Origin of the sequence: Proteus mirabilis HI4320 (assembly GCF_000069965.1) — a bacterium.
Lineage (GTDB): Bacteria > Pseudomonadota > Gammaproteobacteria > Enterobacterales > Enterobacteriaceae > Proteus > Proteus mirabilis.
Genome location: NC_010555.1, coordinates 1 through 16,451, shown reverse-complemented (window position 1 = coordinate 16,451; position 16,451 = coordinate 1). Strand labels below are relative to the sequence as shown.

At 37.4% G+C, this 16,451-nt stretch carries 23 protein-coding genes; all 23 read right to left on the bottom strand.

The genetic code is table 11. The features are described from left to right. Positions 1-5: 5 nt before the first annotated feature. The 23 genes from PMI_RS18615 to PMI_RS18515 all read right to left on the bottom strand — a co-directional run bounded on the left by PMI_RS18615 (position 6) and on the right by PMI_RS18515 (position 16,439). The gene (locus PMI_RS18615; protein ID WP_012368883.1) at positions 6-200 is read right to left on the bottom strand and encodes a hypothetical protein; all 195 of its coding nucleotides are present in this window, start codon (positions 198-200) and stop codon (positions 6-8) included. Positions 201-230: 30 nt separating this feature from the next. Further along, positions 231-353: a hypothetical protein gene (locus PMI_RS19745; protein WP_012368882.1), complete on the bottom strand. Its 123-nt coding sequence runs from the start codon at positions 351-353 to the stop codon at positions 231-233. Next, positions 350-862, bottom strand: a complete 513-nt coding sequence (locus PMI_RS18610) for a hypothetical protein (RefSeq protein ID WP_012368881.1) — start codon at positions 860-862, stop codon at positions 350-352. Before PMI_RS18610 ends, PMI_RS19745 begins: the two co-directional genes overlap by 4 nt. A gap of 213 nt (positions 863-1,075) precedes the next feature. Continuing rightward, positions 1,076-1,624: a TrbM/KikA/MpfK family conjugal transfer protein gene (locus PMI_RS18605; RefSeq protein WP_012368879.1), complete on the bottom strand. Its 549-nt coding sequence runs from the start codon at positions 1,622-1,624 to the stop codon at positions 1,076-1,078. Further along, positions 1,614-2,021: a cag pathogenicity island Cag12 family protein gene (locus PMI_RS18600; RefSeq protein WP_012368878.1), complete on the bottom strand. Its 408-nt coding sequence runs from the start codon at positions 2,019-2,021 to the stop codon at positions 1,614-1,616. Before PMI_RS18600 ends, PMI_RS18605 begins: the two co-directional genes overlap by 11 nt. After that, positions 2,018-3,871 (bottom strand): type IV secretory system conjugative DNA transfer family protein, encoded by a 1,854-nt coding sequence (locus PMI_RS18595; RefSeq protein WP_012368877.1) that lies wholly within the window; start codon positions 3,869-3,871, stop codon positions 2,018-2,020. Before PMI_RS18595 ends, PMI_RS18600 begins: the two co-directional genes overlap by 4 nt. 2 nt (positions 3,872-3,873) lie before the next feature. Then, positions 3,874-4,908, bottom strand: a complete 1,035-nt coding sequence (gene virB11 / locus PMI_RS18590; protein ID WP_012368876.1) for a P-type DNA transfer ATPase VirB11 — start codon at positions 4,906-4,908, stop codon at positions 3,874-3,876. Next, positions 4,905-6,107 (bottom strand): VirB10/TraB/TrbI family type IV secretion system protein, encoded by a 1,203-nt coding sequence (gene virB10 / locus PMI_RS18585; protein ID WP_012368875.1) that lies wholly within the window; start codon positions 6,105-6,107, stop codon positions 4,905-4,907. The genes virB11 and virB10 overlap by 4 nt, the downstream gene beginning before the upstream one ends. Next, on the bottom strand, positions 6,100-7,023 hold the full coding sequence (locus PMI_RS18580; protein ID WP_012368874.1) for a TrbG/VirB9 family P-type conjugative transfer protein: 924 nt from the start codon (positions 7,021-7,023) through the stop codon (positions 6,100-6,102). Before PMI_RS18580 ends, virB10 begins: the two co-directional genes overlap by 8 nt. Positions 7,024-7,025: 2 nt before the next feature. Beyond that, entirely contained in the window at positions 7,026-7,733 is a 708-nt protein-coding gene (locus PMI_RS18575) for a VirB8 family type IV secretion system protein (protein WP_012368873.1), read from the bottom strand. Position 7,734: 1 nt separating this feature from the next. Further along, positions 7,735-7,869 carry a conjugal transfer protein gene (locus tag PMI_RS19180; RefSeq protein WP_012368872.1) on the bottom strand — a complete coding sequence of 45 codons (135 nt, stop codon included), beginning with the start codon at positions 7,867-7,869 and terminating at the stop codon, positions 7,735-7,737. Between the two features lie 3 nt (positions 7,870-7,872). After that, positions 7,873-9,030 carry a TrbL/VirB6 family protein gene (locus PMI_RS18570; RefSeq protein ID WP_012368871.1) on the bottom strand — a complete coding sequence of 386 codons (1,158 nt, stop codon included), beginning with the start codon at positions 9,028-9,030 and terminating at the stop codon, positions 7,873-7,875. 18 nt (positions 9,031-9,048) lie between these two features. Beyond that, complete coding sequence (locus PMI_RS18565; protein WP_012368870.1) at positions 9,049-9,279, bottom strand: EexN family lipoprotein; 231 nt, start codon at positions 9,277-9,279, stop codon at positions 9,049-9,051. Positions 9,280-9,291: 12 nt separating this feature from the next. Next, positions 9,292-10,056, bottom strand: a complete 765-nt coding sequence (locus tag PMI_RS18560) for a type IV secretion system protein (RefSeq protein ID WP_012368869.1) — start codon at positions 10,054-10,056, stop codon at positions 9,292-9,294. Positions 10,057-10,067: 11 nt separating this feature from the next. Then, entirely contained in the window at positions 10,068-12,842 is a 2,775-nt protein-coding gene (locus PMI_RS18555) for a VirB4 family type IV secretion/conjugal transfer ATPase (protein ID WP_012368868.1), read from the bottom strand. 21 nt (positions 12,843-12,863) lie between these two features. Beyond that, the gene (locus PMI_RS18550) at positions 12,864-13,088 is read right to left on the bottom strand and encodes a TrbC/VirB2 family protein (protein WP_232504920.1); all 225 of its coding nucleotides are present in this window, start codon (positions 13,086-13,088) and stop codon (positions 12,864-12,866) included. Positions 13,089-13,131: 43 nt separating this feature from the next. Then, positions 13,132-13,767 (bottom strand): lytic transglycosylase domain-containing protein, encoded by a 636-nt coding sequence (locus PMI_RS18545; protein ID WP_012368866.1) that lies wholly within the window; start codon positions 13,765-13,767, stop codon positions 13,132-13,134. Further along, positions 13,764-13,955, bottom strand: a complete 192-nt coding sequence (locus PMI_RS18540) for a hypothetical protein (protein WP_041707208.1) — start codon at positions 13,953-13,955, stop codon at positions 13,764-13,766. Before PMI_RS18540 ends, PMI_RS18545 begins: the two co-directional genes overlap by 4 nt. A gap of 116 nt (positions 13,956-14,071) precedes the next feature. Beyond that, positions 14,072-14,338: a DNA-binding protein gene (locus PMI_RS18535; RefSeq protein ID WP_012368864.1), complete on the bottom strand. Its 267-nt coding sequence runs from the start codon at positions 14,336-14,338 to the stop codon at positions 14,072-14,074. A 72-nt stretch (positions 14,339-14,410) separates the two neighbouring features. Further along, entirely contained in the window at positions 14,411-14,599 is a 189-nt protein-coding gene (locus tag PMI_RS18530) for a hypothetical protein (protein ID WP_012368863.1), read from the bottom strand. A gap of 7 nt (positions 14,600-14,606) precedes the next feature. Then, positions 14,607-15,077: a hypothetical protein gene (locus PMI_RS18525; RefSeq protein ID WP_050955858.1), complete on the bottom strand. Its 471-nt coding sequence runs from the start codon at positions 15,075-15,077 to the stop codon at positions 14,607-14,609. Between the two features lie 102 nt (positions 15,078-15,179). Then, positions 15,180-15,569 (bottom strand): hypothetical protein, encoded by a 390-nt coding sequence (locus PMI_RS19355; protein WP_012368861.1) that lies wholly within the window; start codon positions 15,567-15,569, stop codon positions 15,180-15,182. A 15-nt stretch (positions 15,570-15,584) separates the two neighbouring features. Beyond that, on the bottom strand, positions 15,585-16,439 hold the full coding sequence (locus tag PMI_RS18515) for a replication initiation protein (protein ID WP_020803325.1): 855 nt from the start codon (positions 16,437-16,439) through the stop codon (positions 15,585-15,587). Positions 16,440-16,451 lie beyond the last annotated feature (12 nt).

The following is a 16,451-nucleotide window of genomic DNA, read 5'->3' as shown; positions in this document are numbered from 1 at the left end:
CCATTTTATTTATTTATTTTTGCATTGCTTTTCCAAACATAAACCCCACCTCGATACTTAAATACTTTTTCAATAATCTTATCTTCATCTTCTTTGGAAAGTACATTTCCATTAACGAGGTAATGTAAATCAATATCATCAGGCAAATAATGATTTTGTCTTTTTTTGCAATAGGTATGAATAGACAATTGTTCATTCATACCTATATTTTCTTGTAAAATATGAATTAGTCATTCTTCTTTTAGTTGTTTCGATATAAAATCAAACAACTCCCGAAATTCCAACTCCATTAATTTGTTTGCTTCTTCGGGGTTATCACCATAGGCGAAAGGATCAAGATCTAAATATTTCATTGGTCGCTTCCTTTGTCATATTCAGGAAAAACAATTTTCAGTGGCATTCCGTTGGTTTCTATCATGTACTGTTTCACTAACCGTCCAACTTGGTCTTTTGACATATATTGTTCAACGACGAGTTCACCTTCATCAATCCATGAAAACAATTCATCATCAGGATAAAAGGCATTTTTACTTTTCAGTATTTTTTCAGCGTCATCATCGGTATAGTTGAAATAAACTCTATTTTCCTTTTTGATTTTTCTATTATTAAAATCCAAAAAACGATAAATCGCATACACACAAACAGAAATAATAAATGAAAAATATTGTACGTTGCCACTCGCAACAAATTGGCTGAATGAAATTTCATCAATCTGAGAACCATCAAAAGTTAGAATGATATACAGCCATATAATAATAATCGGAATAGTAATTGCTAAAATGAGTAATAGCTTAATAACAAAAACAGCAAGGCTATAAATTTCCTTAGCAGCACTCCATCCTATTTTTTTTAGTTTCTTCATAAAGTCACCCTTTAATTAAAATCGTTTAATTTCTTTTGTTAAATACTGATAACTTATTTTTGTCACATCCGCCAACACAGAAAAACATACATAAAAACAATAAATAAAAATGCAAGGTAAAAATAAAATCTTTCCATAAATAGATTTTATCGCATTCATAACAACCTCCATTTTTTAATGGGGTACAGCTTTATGCCAATACCCCTATATAGGCTAATCAACCCATCGACCACCTGAATTATTCCAACCTGCCACAGATTCTTTCTTAACCCATTCCATTTTTCCCTGATAATGCAGGCTACTATCTAAATCAGTCCATTCATGATTAACGTAAGCACGGCAATAGTTAGGAAGTTCATTTTTTATGCGATAGTACGTTTCATACCAACAATCTTCTTCCTTTCCCCGACTGCGGCACTTTTGCTCTCTCTTTTCTTCATACAGAAATTTATTAAGATAAGTAGCATCACAACGCCCTGCGCCATTAGCAATGGCATTAACTAACTCAGGCATTCCTGCATCACTTGATGCAGGGCAAAGCTGTAAGAAATTTTTTCTTGCATTAACAGTATCAGACCAAAACTTTTTATTAATACCAAAGTAACGTGATAATGCAGGAGCGCACTCACTTGGGCGCGTACCTGATGAAAGACACAAGACCGCTTCACAAGCTAACTTGACATCCCCTGTGAATACGGGGACATCTGCTTGTGATAATACGGGTAAGAAAAATAAACTTATCGCAACGATTTTACTTTTCATTTTGATTTTCCTTAATAAGATAAACTGTTATTGGATTATTTAACCAGTTTGATTTTTTTTGATATTGTATTACCCCATTTGCACCGTGAGCCTGTAACCATTCTTTTGTTTTCAAAAATTCAGTGCCATTATTTGCTTCAACAATAATTTTATTCGAATGTGCAATGGCAAAATAAACCGCATCATCATAAAGACGATTTTCAGGAATAAAATTATTAATTCGTTTTTGCCATTCATCATTAACGACGTCACTACTCACCACGGTATGAATTGGTGTCCATGTCATTATTTTAGCATTTACCGCAACCTCTTTTTTTCCCCAATCCACTTTCGGGGCTTCTGGCGGAGATGAACATGCCGTTAATAAAACAACACTAAGCCATAATCCTTTTTTCATAAAAACACCTCAGATTCTAATTCACCTAATGACAGCATTTTTTCTTTATCGGGATAACGTAATCCTTTCACCCCAATAACCGTTGATTTTTTATTAATTTTTTTTACTTCATCTTCAAGTTTCGGACTGACCTTTAACAATCTGTCCATAAAATAATTATCAGAAAAATAAAGCGCTTTTTCTGCCTTAACCGGATTTTCCCCTTTCAGAATGATGAATTCCTCCTTGAAATCAAGAGTGCTTAATTCCTGTGGTAACACCAACGCCCTTTTTGTTTCACTATGAGATTCGCTCTTTGAATCTCTGCGTCCTTTACTTTGACTTTCGCTTTTAGATTTTGTTGTTATATAACCTAATTTATCCGATATCTGATTAGCATCATCCTGTTCACTGACAGCATAAATAACTCTGCAAGGATGAGCACTTAACAATGTTTTCGCCCCCTCGATGCCGTAAATTTCGTTTAACTGGCTTATGTTTTGATAGATAGTTAATAATTTAAGGTTAAATCCTGCGATATAACCCGAACCTTTTTTGATAATAGGCATATATCCGATAGACGGAAATTCGTCTAACATCAATAAACAAGGATGTTTTAGTGTCGGATCAAAATCGGGATTTTCCCGTAACGTCACCTCAACGACGAAATTAAAAAATAAATTCAGAAAATCATAAGCTATCCCTAGATCTTCTGCATTAATACCGACATAAATGGTTATTTTTTCACGGCGTAATTGCCGTAAATCAAAGTCGCTGCGGTCAGTACAGGCTCGAACAGTAGGCAGATAAAACAGGCTCATTTTTTTACGGAATGAACCATCGATACTCGAACGTTGTTCATCCTCCGTTAAATGATACTCTTTTAATTTAGTTAACCCATCCTTTAAATGGTAAAGCATCAGGCTATCTAATGGTAAACTCAATAATTCTTCGCTTTCATCAATTACAAATTGTCTATCAATACTGCCATACAGATCTACAACCGAGCCGATAGAAAAAACAGGACTTTTAACCTTAAACTGATTTAAATAATTTTTTTCGGGATATTTTTTATCCAGATAAATAAAAACATACAATAATTTTGTCAAACCAGTAAAATATTGACCTGCCAGATTATTGAAATGCGCCTCTGCCCCCGTTGAACCATAGGACGGAAATAAAATCTCAACCAGTTTCAGTAAATCTTTTGCACCGCTTTCTTTGGCTAATTCAATGTAGTCAAAAAAGTTAATGCCGTGCGTTTTACTGTTGAATGGATCAATTAAATAGACACTATGTCCTAGTAATATTTCTCTCACTTTACTGGTAATTTTCCAACATTCCTGTTTAGGGTCTAAAATAATCAAAGAATGCAACCATACAAGCAGATTTGGAATACCAATAGCAGCCCCTTTCCCCGCTCTTGTTCCTGCCCCAAGTGAAACAAAATCAGGGGCGGTATACCAGAGGTATTTTCCTTTATATTTTCCGACTAAAATTCCTTTTTCGTTTTCCTTTTCCCATTTCAATAATTTTGATTTTTTCAAATCATCATCACTGGCAAATTTCGCATCCCCATACAGCGAGGAATTTTCGTTTTTATTCATCAGGACAATAATCAATACAGGTGCAATTAAACTGACAGCAAACCCAACCCCTAACGCTGTCACGCCGGATAACCATAATTTAGATGTGAACTCACTTTGTGTTAAAATAGTCCCTAATACACCTGAGTCATACTTATTAAAAAGGAATTTAATGTTATATCCATTTAAAAAATAGACCGCAACACTCCCCGCATAATAAGAGATTAACCCCATCAGTCCGACGATAAATAGCCATTGTTTTTTATCCGGTAAGGTCAGTTTCATTATCAGTCCCTTAATTCGTTAAAATACTGCTCTTTATGAATATCTTTAAAGTAAATTCCTGTCGCATACCTTTTATCAAATTCGTCCAAATATTTAATGCTCAGTATTACATCAATATTATTTAGCACCTTTCGGAGCAGGACGTTATACGGTAAATTGTGGCACTCCGGATTTTGCTGACAACGTTCTATCATTCCGGAAACAGCATACATCGGTGTATCTTCATGCAATGTAGTAATCCCTCCTGCATGCCCCGAACTGTTCCCTTTTAAAAAATCCCAAGCTTCCGCCCCCCTGACTTCGGTCATTAAAATACGGTCTGGATTCATGCGATAACAGGCACGTAACAGCATAGCTGGCGTTATGATGCTGTTTTTTCCGCCCTCAGACGGGTAAAACAGCCTGACATGATTGTCATGAAACCGCAGCTTTACCTCCGGAGTATCTTCAATAGAAATGACTCGCAGATGATTCGGGATATATTCCAGCAAGGAGTTTCCAAAAGTAGTTTTCCCGCTGCCGGTTCCTCCGCAAAATGCAATGGTTTTTCCCTGTTTCAGGCATTCAGGAATAAAGGTTTCAATATCACCGGAATTGTATAAATCAGTTAACTTCTTCGTGGCAGGACTGATGATGTTTCCTGCTTGCGTGTCTAATTTTGAATAAAACCCCTGCTCAACAAACATTTCATGGCTGATAAAAATATCGGACGGCTTACGGATAGTGATAGAAATAGTATCTTGTTCCGTTGCCGGAGGAAGAACAACCTGAACCCGCTCTCCTGTCGGTAATGTTGCGGAGAGAATGGGTTTTGTTTCACTGACTGAATCACTGCAAAAATCAGCCAGTGCTGAGGCAAATGATTTACAATCATCATAGCTGATTAATGTATCTTTTTTTATCCATTTACCCTTTACTTTCAGGTACATTTGATTAGGGCGGTTAACTGCAATCTCAGTTAAACCGTCAGTCTGAGTCAGAGCCTCACCAAAGAACTGTGCCGCTATTTCATTAACAATGTGGTTATTGTTACTCATTTGCCTTTACTCATTTTTAACTGGTAAATAGTCGAAAAATCGAGATCTTCCCCTGTAATCAACGTAATAATCTCCCCCTGATTTTTGTATAGCGTAGGCGGAATACCGACACTGTTAGCAAACGCTTCTTTGGCAATATCCGCAAATGCCTGACGGCTGTTAGCGGTATAGTCCGTCTGATTGTCTTTATTGTTTTTAATTGCTCCACTGACTCCCTGAGTAAGATCGGGGATCATTCCAAGCATCATTGCTCCGCTGAATCTGTCCCAAAAATGGGTATCAATCCAGCCATCCGCCCCCATTTCACCTAATGCCCCCGCTGCTGCCGTATCTATCAACGGAATATCAATAAAAGGCTGTTGGCGGGTTCTGAGTTTTGTCGCCATAATGAAAACGCGCCCCTGTCCGTGTTTCAGCGTACCCGCTTTATAAATCAGACTCGCCCGAGTACCTTTATCTATCAGCCGAACATTGCCGTTTGCGCTGTAAATATCCTCAATCACTGTGCAGGTCAGCGAACCACTTAAATCAGACACAAAACGCCTGTCCAACGAGCAGGGAATTGAAGTATTTTCAGGAATAAACAGATTAGGGTCATACGGCAACACTTTAATCGCGCTCAGTGAACGTTTTTCTGTCTCTGTCGTGGTCGGAACGGTACTGACTGCCGCAGTATCTTCTCCATTAGTATTTTGATTATTTTGGCTTCCTGTTCCCCCTGAACCAATTCTGACAGCCAGTGAACGGCTGAATGTTGCCGGAGCAGACGGAACATTAACAACCTTTGCACCTCCGTCTGACGTACTGGCAGAAGCCGACTCAGTCTTATTGTTTTTCACTTCCGATGAAACAGATGCTTCTGCCGGATCAAACGCCGTATCTTTATTCAAATCTGTCAGACGGTTGCTTTTCGTCGTATTAATGGTGTCGTCCTGTGTTGTTTTTTCTGATGAAAACATCCCCCGAAGAATATCAGGAAAATTGTAAACAGCCGCACCCGCCAGTAGGATTACAAAAATCCCGCCTAAAAGTAATTTACCTTTAAACGTTTTCTTAAGTGAGTGAATACCTAAACGAGGTTTCGGCGTTTCCGCAGTATCTTCATCTTCTATATGATTATTCGTGCTGACGTTTTCTCTTACCGCAAGCATTTCATTTTCTAACTCAGCAGCGGTTTTTGGTTTTTGTTCATCAGTCATTTTTTATTTCCTTTTTCACATCAGGGGAAACCGTATCAGAATCAGCTAACCGGACAAGTCCATACCCTTTATTCTCCACACCAACAACCTGATCACCTGAACGTAAAACCCAACGATCATTTGTCTGATGTATAATCACAACGGTATAATCACCTTTCTTTTCAACAGTCGGATTAGTTATTGTTTCCTGCTCACCATACTGAACAAAGACGCTTGGGATTTTTTTGGACGGGTTAAAACCAAAATAAGTAAATCGCCCATCATCATAAGCATAATCCGGTTTAATGTATTCGCTGTTGTTAGCCACGCGCTGATAATATTTCCAGTTTCGCGGAACTTTGGCATTTTCAAATGATTTATTTATTTCATTTATTTCCTGCTTTCTTTTTAATTCCGCAATACGTTGTTGCTCAAGTTTTTCTTTTTCCTTTCTCACCTCGTTCGGATAACGATAATTTACAACAAACGAAATTTTCTCAGGTTCTTTAAATGTTTTTGCATTTAATTCAACACTGTAATTTCTTTTTGTTGTCACAATAAACAAATTTGTTTTGAATTGATTTAAATCTGACTCCGGATCAAAAACCATTTGTTTTTGTTCTGTTTCACCATCATCATTTACCGCTTCAATGGTTTGTGTCACAGGCGTGACTTTTATGTACACTTTATTTTCTGATGACCTGATGTTCCAGCCCTGCTCAAATCCAACATCGGTTTCCATCACTTTTTCGTCATCGTCGAAAACCAAGACAGAAACATAACCAGCAGCACTATTGATTACGGTTGTATCAGATGGATTATAGCTAATTATCTGATTACGGGGGTCGAACCGACTGCCTGTTGGTTTACTGGCTGCATTTGCATTCATGGCGATAACGAAAACAGACAGGAATAAAGCGATTATATTTTTATTCATTTTTAACCCCTGTTTTCCTTTTCTGTTAAATAACTGGTAACAACAAACCCCAATGGATTGCTGTCTCTTTCTTCCCGTGTCAGGTTGTTTTCAGGAATAAAGCGAAATGTGATTCTTGCAACCCAAAATTCTTCACGTTTAGAACCCGTTAAAACTTCGGTAATTGTCCGTTTGTAACGAACACTGGCAAGCTTATCAGGGTCGTCAGCTTTTGATGAATCCGAAATAATTTTTGATAAAACGTCAACCTTAACCGTTTGTTCACCTTTCCTGTAAATCGTCTGCGGTGCTTGTGGAGATTTAAATATAGCAGTGTATTCATTTCCCACACTGTCACTGCTGTATGACATGACCAGATCATAATCCTGTTGCAAACGAAAATAATTATATCCCTCTCTAGCTTTGAGATAGGTATCAACAAAGAAACGACTTACCGCTTCATTTTCATTTAATGTACTGTTCGTGACTTTTGTCATTTCTTCTGCTCTGCCAGTCTGATTATCAACGGAATAAATATATGTTTCCGTTTCTTTCAGCGGTAAAACAATAATAAGAGCAATCAGACTCAGCACACCAATTAAAGCCCCTAAAATACCCGTTCCTAAGTAAACCCATTTCAGACGTTGTTCTTTTTTATAAATCACATCTTCAAATAACGCCGCGTTTTCTATGGCAGTTTCTTTGTTTTTAAAAAATTGAATTTTTTTCATTTCATTTCCCTGCGGTATTCATTACTTCCGGAGTATTAACAGGCTCTAATCCCCCCGACACGGGGGGAACTGTTTTTTGACTGGCACAACCAACTAATCCAATACTGACAATAATCAGAAACAGAAACTTTTTCATGATTCATCCCCCAAACCGTTTTTTATAAATCGCCGCGACCTCTTTTCCGATCCGGCGTGTCGCCTGTCCGGTCACATTCCCTGCTTTACCGGAAAAGCCTTCCGATTTACCAAATCCGCCGGATTGCCCGACAAGTCCCCGTCCCAAACCAGAGCTTGCGTTTTTCCCCATTCGTAAACCGCCTAAAGCCATGCGTCCCATACCAAAACCGCCTGCGGCAAGCCCCATAGCAGCCGCTCCCTGCAATGCGCCCTCAGCCCCGACTCCGGCAATCTGTGAGGCATAGGTTTTTGCCTGCCAGATAACAAACGCCATAAAAATCCCGCCTGCCAGCGCACTCGCGCCCATATAAATCAGGTTCTGTTCACTCGCCGTAGCAATGTTGGTCGTCAGTATCGTGTTCAGATACCACGTTCCCGCCCGTAGAGCCAAACCACCGAACAGAAAAATAAGCAGAGCACTGAAAATCATCTGCAACCAACTGTTAAACATCTGGCGTAGAAAACCGAACATCAGACACATAATAAACAAGGGTGCAGTGATAGTAAGTAACATCAGGGTCACTTCCGCCGCAAAGAACGTCAGGGCGGCACACATCAGGGCAACTAACCCGCCTAAATAGGTAAATAATGCGCCTAGTGCTCCTGCTGCCGGCACATAATCTGAGGGATCTAATTTGAAAATAAGGTTTGCTGTTTGCACAGTTTTGACCCAAAGCTGATCAAGCCAAAGATAAACATCCCCGCCCGCAAACAGGTTTTTCAGCCCGTAAATGGATGAAATAGACGTATCCAGCCAACCATCCACGTTACGGACAAACAGCAATATCACAGTAAACCTAACAACATTCCAGATAAAATCCTGAACCGGAACGGTTTTTTGCTGTTTTCCCGCAAGGATGGTAAAAATATACCAGAGGATATACGCCTGAACTCCAAACTTACCGAGAGAATAAGCGATATCAATAAATTCGCCCATTTTGCCCTGCGTGGACGATTTTAATATATCAGTAATAATCTCATGTGCAGTCTGGAAAAAATTACTGTCATATTGGGCTGGCTGTCCCTCTAATGGCGGTTTACTTGGCACAACAAAATTAGCACTGCCGCCGTTGAGTCCGGTTCCCCAATAAGAATCTACTGCATCTTGTGTGGTTGCCATTTTTGCCCCTACCTTAATTTATAATCCTGTAGGTAAACCAGCCATTCTTTTGGCTTCTATTAACTGATAACTCCACTTTGCATTTTTGCAATTATCAGATTCCTCTCCAGACTGTTGACACTTGTTATAAATCTCAACAGTTTCTTTGGGGTGTGCTTTGAACCATTCTTTAGACTTAGTTTCCTCTTTACAGCCCGCTAAAGTAACCATCCCGATAACCATCACAACAACAAATAAAGCGTTTTTCATGGCATTATCCCATTAATTGTTAAAGTCGTTAAACTGCATAGATTTATAGGCTTTACGATAATCAGGAATGGTCGCCTGTAATTGTTGGCGTTTAAATTCCGCCTGTACCATTTCCTCTTTATATTTAGAAAGTTGAGCCTGTTTATCGCGATACATTTCATACTGGAATTTCATTTTTTCAAATTTCAGTTGTTCAAGAGCAATCGCATTAGCTGCATCAGCCGTTGATTTTGGATCTGTAGCTGATTTCACCTGATCAATCAGCCCTTTCATTTTCTTATTGTCTTTATTTATATTTTCCTGCAAGTTTTCGCCATAAGCTACACTGGCTAAATCTGATAAAACCCGCGCCTCACATCCTTTAATCAGATCGCCGGAAAACCCTTGTTTCACACACATTTCTCCGACCTTGTATTTATCAAGTAATGCCTGTGCTTTTTCTGACAGAATCCCTGTTGGATTTTCAATATAATTATCGTAGAACGCAGTTCCCTCATTGTAGATATCAGTTAAATCTCCAGCTATCTCCTTTGCATCCTGAATCAAGCCCTGAACATCACGGATACCCGTTTTTGATAGCAGTTCATCCTGATAGGCTTTTAACTCTTTAGTCCACTGAGCAGCCTCTTTAGTCCATTGTGCAGCCGTTTTAACATCCTGTTTCAGACGATCAGCAATTGCTGTAGCATCAACAACCGGAATCCCCGCTGCGAACCCTAAATGAGCTACCCCAAATAATGACAGAGCAACAAATAACGGAAATACTGTTTTTTTCATCTTCCAGCCCCTTAATGTGATATTTTATTGACCTGATTTAAGTACACATCAATCCATTCTTCCGGTTTCATGCCCTCTTGATAAATTTCATCAAAAATCACCATCTGATCACTGGATGCACTTAATATTGGTAAATATTTTGCTGCCTGACCTAAATCGAGTTTTGCAAATGCAGCAAACTCAGTTTTATCGCCTTTGCGTTGTGGGTTTTTGACCACTAAGTGCATACGGGAAAGCGGGTCAATATTTTTAATAATGTCAAAATACAATTCACTGACCTGTAAGCCGTTAACGTAATCCTCACGGGTAGCTTTAGGGTTAGACAAATAAATATGTGTGGCACATTGTTCCCTGACAGCGGCAGCTATTGGCGTTTTAATAAGTTCATCAGGTGATTGAGTAGCAAAAACAAGCACCATATCCAGTTTCCTACCTGTTTTCAGTATGTTATAAATACTTTTTTGCATACTTTCATTAACAAGCCACTGATGAAACTCATCCATATATATTAACAGGCGACGACCATCGGCTAATGATGCAACCTTATAAATAAGGTAGAATGGGATCACCTGTGAGGTGACTTTGTCGTCTAAAAATTCCGTGCCGTCTACCCCAAATACAGATTTCTCATTTATATCAAAAGTTTCATTTTCATTATCGAATACCCAACCAAACTCCCCATCTTTCGCCCATGCATTCAGCCGGACTTTTAATCCCGTTTTTAACGTTGTTCCGTCTCTGTCCTCCATAATTAAAGGAATTAGTTTACTGATACCATATGTACGGTTATCCCGTTGCATTAAGCGTTCTACAGCATCTGAAATTAACTGTAATTGATGATCGTCCAGTTCTCCGCCATTTACAGTACACAAAATTCTTACCAGTTCTTTTAAAAAGGCAATGTTGCGTTTTGTCGGGGCTAACTGAAATGGATTCCAGCCTGTAGGTTCACCACTTTTAATTTTAAAATATTCACCGCCCATAGCTCTTATGGCTACTTCTCCCGCACGGTCTTTATCAAAAAAAACAGTGGTTAGTTTTTTTATTTTCCGGTTATCAGGAAATGAATCAGCCATTCCATATTGTTGTGCAGCTAACGCATGAGCCATCATCAAGACCGTTTTCCCTCCCCCTGATGCGCCTAATATCTCAGTATGAGCCAGCGGCGGGTTCTTACCAAAATCATTAACACCCTCACGGGTCATGTGGTAATTCATGTGGTACACATCATTACCTGATCCTTTAAGAGTGATTAACGCATCGCCCCATGAGTTATTTTTTTCTTTTCCTGAAAAGAAATTATGAAATGATTCCATTTCCACAAAATTCAGGCTACTTATCATCGACAGGCGAGGACGCAGTGTATAATTAGCAGGTAACTGAGCAAAATAAGCCGCTCCTAAAGATAAACCTGAATATGTCACAACCAATCCTAAATCCTGTAAGATATTTGCAACCATATTGCTATTTTTTATTAATTCTTCCGGTGAATCCGCATAAACTAACAATGAAAAACTGGCATTACCAAATGCAATCAATCCACTGGCTAACATATCAGTTCCCACAATAAGCTGATTTTGTTGTGTGACTGCTGCATCATTAGCAATAACCAATTTATCTAACTGATCATCTAATCTTTTTGTTGATTCTTTTTTCCTTAAAATGGTAAAGCTACTGGTCATAATATATTCCACAGGAACATACATCAGCGCATCAAAAATACCGGATTCGGTATGTTGAAAATAATCCTTTATCTCAATAATACGGAAATAACGCGCATCACTTCCGGCGGATAACTGACCTGAATCACTACCGAAGAAAACATCTTTCCCACCCAATGAATTATAAAATGGGCTATTAGTGATGGCTATTTTTTGCCATTTCCCTGTTAAAAGATACTGGAATAAAGATAGCTGAGAAGAAAACACTCTGTTTTTTTCTTCATACACACCTAAACGAGTTGCATTAAACTGCTCAAGATAGTTATCTAATCTTCCTGTCATATCATTCATGACAGCTATCGATTCTGTTAATATTTTTTTGTTTTGTTTTTCTTTCTCTTTTTTATTTTTGGAAAAAAGAAACGTTAACTTCTCATCTGCCGTTAACGGCTTATAACATAAAGAGATAAAAAGACGATTTTTATAAAAACATTCCTGACTTAAAGAGTCATAGTAATCATTCATTACTCTGTTAGCAAAAGGGACAAGAGAACGGAAGTTCTTTTCTATTTTACTTTTCGTTCTTATCCGGTGAGTATAAAAAGTTACAGCTTTATCCTCAAAACTACGAATGAGCGTATTCAAACGATCTGTTAAACGATCTAGCTCATCCTCAGCCTGACATTCAAAATAAGCCCCGTCAATTTCCCAAGTAGCAATTAAATCCTGCTTACGAGTGCATACCAACTTATCTGTTATATGTGTAGAAAATGGGATCATATCTTCAATCGGGGTTTGGTGATTTAGTTTCATCATTTTTTCCAGTTTTGATATATCGACCTTATCGTATGTGTTTCCTGAATAGTGTACAGCATCATATTTCTGATTACTGACTGGATGACCACTCACTCGATAACGCAAATACAACAAATCAAACACCCGATCATCAATTTCCGTCATTTTTTTAATCAAGAACCAACCGACCGGAATTAAAAAATACATATAATCGCTTGTGTTTGCTGCGATAACGACGACCACCATAATCATGAATAAAAACGGGTACAGCGGTACACCTAAGCCCCGAATTAAAGCGGGGCGGGTTAATCCTTTAAAAACAACACTCATAAATCCGCCCTCATTTTTAAATTACAGCCAGTCTTTCACGTAAGGGGCAATCACAAAGAGGAAAATAGCAAAACCAATCCCCCACAGAAAACCGATATATTTACGGGCAAACAGTATAATCAATGCCCCTGCAATTACTGCCAGTGTAATAGCGGCTCCCCGAATCCCGACTAACCAATCAATCCATTTTTGGAGAATCCCTGTTGATGCAGTATCAACCCCTGCGGCAAGAGCGGGTTCAACCATAAACAGCCCCATAAAAACCATCATGAAAAGTGCAAATATTTTTTTACTGTTCATCATTCACCTTTTGCAAATGCATTGTTACCTGACCTCGAATAATATATTCAGGATATATTATTGATGAGGTGTGCCTTAAACTTGTTTTATTTCCATTTCCCTGTGTTGTATTCGCTTGTTTAATTGTTTTTGTGCTTGGAACAACTACCGTTGTTTTTGTTCTTTCAATAGGCTGCCCTCCTATCCTCTCTATATAACTGGTATTATTAAATGCTGTTTCTTTTTTGTGTCCTGTTTCAAAATTACCGGAGTAATAACAACTTAATGCGTTCTTTAAATTTCCTCCACGTTGAAAGCAATCTACCAGTATTTTTTCTGCTATTTTAAGATTACTGCACGGGTTCAACATTTCCTCTGCGGTAACGTTATACCCTTTAAAATTTCCGGAGTAGATTTGCATCAGACCAACTGAAAATCGTCCGTTTTTTGTTTCCAGCCTTTCGATAATTTCCAGAGCTTCATTTTTTGATTTCGGCAAATGACTAATGATTTTATCTTTCGTTACGATCTCCGCAATGGCAAACGGATTGAATCCGCTTTCCGTTTTTGCAATATCTATCACCGTATCAGTATGCACTGACGGGGCACATTGCAAAGCTAATGAGAGTAACGTTTCTTTAATCATTTCTGTTCTTCACCTTTATGCGTATTTCCAGACAGAGATTTCTTATACTCCCTCTCAATTAGTAGCATCAGGAAATTCCGCTTTGAACGGCTGATTTTTTGGCTTTCAGCATTTACCCAATCATTTAGGTTGCTAGGTAAGTCCAACCTGACACTGACATAATTTTTTTCTACGATAGGTTTTGCCATTAAATTACTCACCCGTTGATAAGAAATAATTAAACATAATTGAATTATGTAAGTCATTCTACAACGAGATTTAAGGCAAATAACACCCTAAAAGCGGGTGTTATTGTCTGAAAAACTCAAATTTTGTTCAGTAATAAGTTAAAGATTCTTATTAATGTGACCGACCTCAAAATTTTAATTTCTGAGCAGCCTGAAATTAAAACAGTTGTATCATTCAGTCTTTTTCTCACCGTATCAGGGTGACGATTGTTGAGTCTCGCAAGCTCTGCGATAGAAGATCCCATAGCATAAAGTAGTGCATCATGCTTTTGGGCAGTGGTGAGATTGTTTTCAGGAAAAATTTGATCTAAATAGTGCGGATCAATATGATTATGACCAGTCATGATAACCTCTCTAACAGGTTGTTGTGATTAGCAGGTAGTAAAAGTGTCCGCTTTCACTACCTGCGTTATAAACTACTCTTTTTCTAACGCCATTGTTAACGCCTTTACAGCCCAATCAGGGCAAGTACGTGAACTTGGTTTATCCGGATCATTAACCCATGATTTTATCGCCCTGACAGAACAGGGACGCATTGTTTGTATGCAGATTAATTCTGCTGCTTTTTTTTGTGTAATTTGATGTTCACGCATGAGACGGAGCATAATTTCTCTATTGTTCATTAACTTTCTTCACATAAACAGAGCCAGCCACAGGACTTTCAAACAATAGCCGTAACCTCTCTGAAATTTTTTCTTCTTTTACATTGTAATAACCTAATGATTTAAAGAATTTAGTGGGAGAAACAATAAATGGCAAAGAGTAAACAGCTACAGAAATTAAAACAAAAAAAAGGAAGAAGTTATAAATATATGTCGAAATTCTAGACGACTCAAGAGTTAAAAGATCATTTGTTAAACCTTGATATTCAAATAAAAATAAATAAAATATTAACCCTGCTGTAAAAATAATAGCTGTTTTTGCTATTGAAAATAAATATCTGATGAATGCTATTATATAAACAACATATTGCATCAATGATGCCCGTTTATCCTGACTAACTTCATTTCTGATTTTCTGATAATCATCAGATGGAAGAGTTCCTAGTTCAACGCCATGTTGAAATACTTTAATGATTTCCATGTTACCCCCTTGTAGTTGTAGTCTATAAACACAATAGGGCACATGTGCCCCTTAGTCAAGAGGTAGCATAAAAAACACACATATAAAAACCATCTAATTGTTTTATCTATTTTTAAATGAATATGTTCCCATCAATCTCTGGAATAAACACCACTCACTCACATCCCCCAAAGACCCTAATACGAGCATAAGGATAACAAACCACATACTCCCGTCCCACACACCACCGTTAGTGTTGTATTTGATAATCAGGAAAAATCCCCCCAAAATAACGGTCAGATAAATAACACCTCTACATAAACCAACAATCATAGAAAAAATCACATCACAAGACACACCAATAAATACACGAATAAAGAAAAAAATTTTTTTCAGCGCACTTAGTGCTGTTTCTTTTCGCCTCTTTACAACAGAAGCACCTTTAATTTTTTTAATTTGCTTTTTAATTTTATTTTTTTCTTTTCCTTGTGGAAAATGATAAATCTTTGCCATAGCTACACCTCATATCTAAGATGAAAAGTTTTTATCAAACATATCTAAAAACTCACGTTCATCATCAGTTAAATTAACTGAATCTAAAGAATAACTAAATTTCAAACGGTCAACTTTTCTTCCGAGTTTTCCCGAAACCTCAAACTTTAAGTTTTTAACTTCTGTTAATTTAATTATTTCCTTAACTGATTTATTTAAAACATCTCTTTTGAAAATAGGAAAATCAGGGTATTTATATTCTTTATTACCATCTTCATCAATTGAATAAAGATTTAATTCATCTTTTAATTCATCAATTGAAATATCAAAAAAACCTAACCTAGAATTAGCACTATAATGTTTTCTAATTAACTGATATAAAGATGCAGCATTAACGCTAGATAAACTTACAACAGACAATAAAACTTGTGTAGTATATTTTTTTTCCACACCTACCAAATTACATAAAAATCTTTTTGCTGAATTTGTAAATTTAATTCCAATTCGCCCCTCATCGTTATAATAAACAGAAAACTCTGTCAAACTCAGGTTCATTGAATCTGGAATATTTTTTTTTGTAAAAGGTAGCTTTAACTCATTTTTAAGATTTAAAATATCCTCATTATTTAGCTTTAATAATACACTATCCAAAATAGCAGCCCCCTCTTTTAAAGCTGCGTATGCTGCATTTGCTTTAACATTAGCCCATTGAACATAATCACTAGCACTTACATAAAATATGTGATCATCATCAAATTCGTTTTTTGAATTTATTTGACTCATGGCTAAAAATAAAACTTTTTTTGCAACTATTGGCAATGCAGAAAGAGTTAAATTCAAATCATTTCTATGTCTGACTTTAGTTAACCGAGATAGTGATTTTTTATTCATCGTTACTCTCAT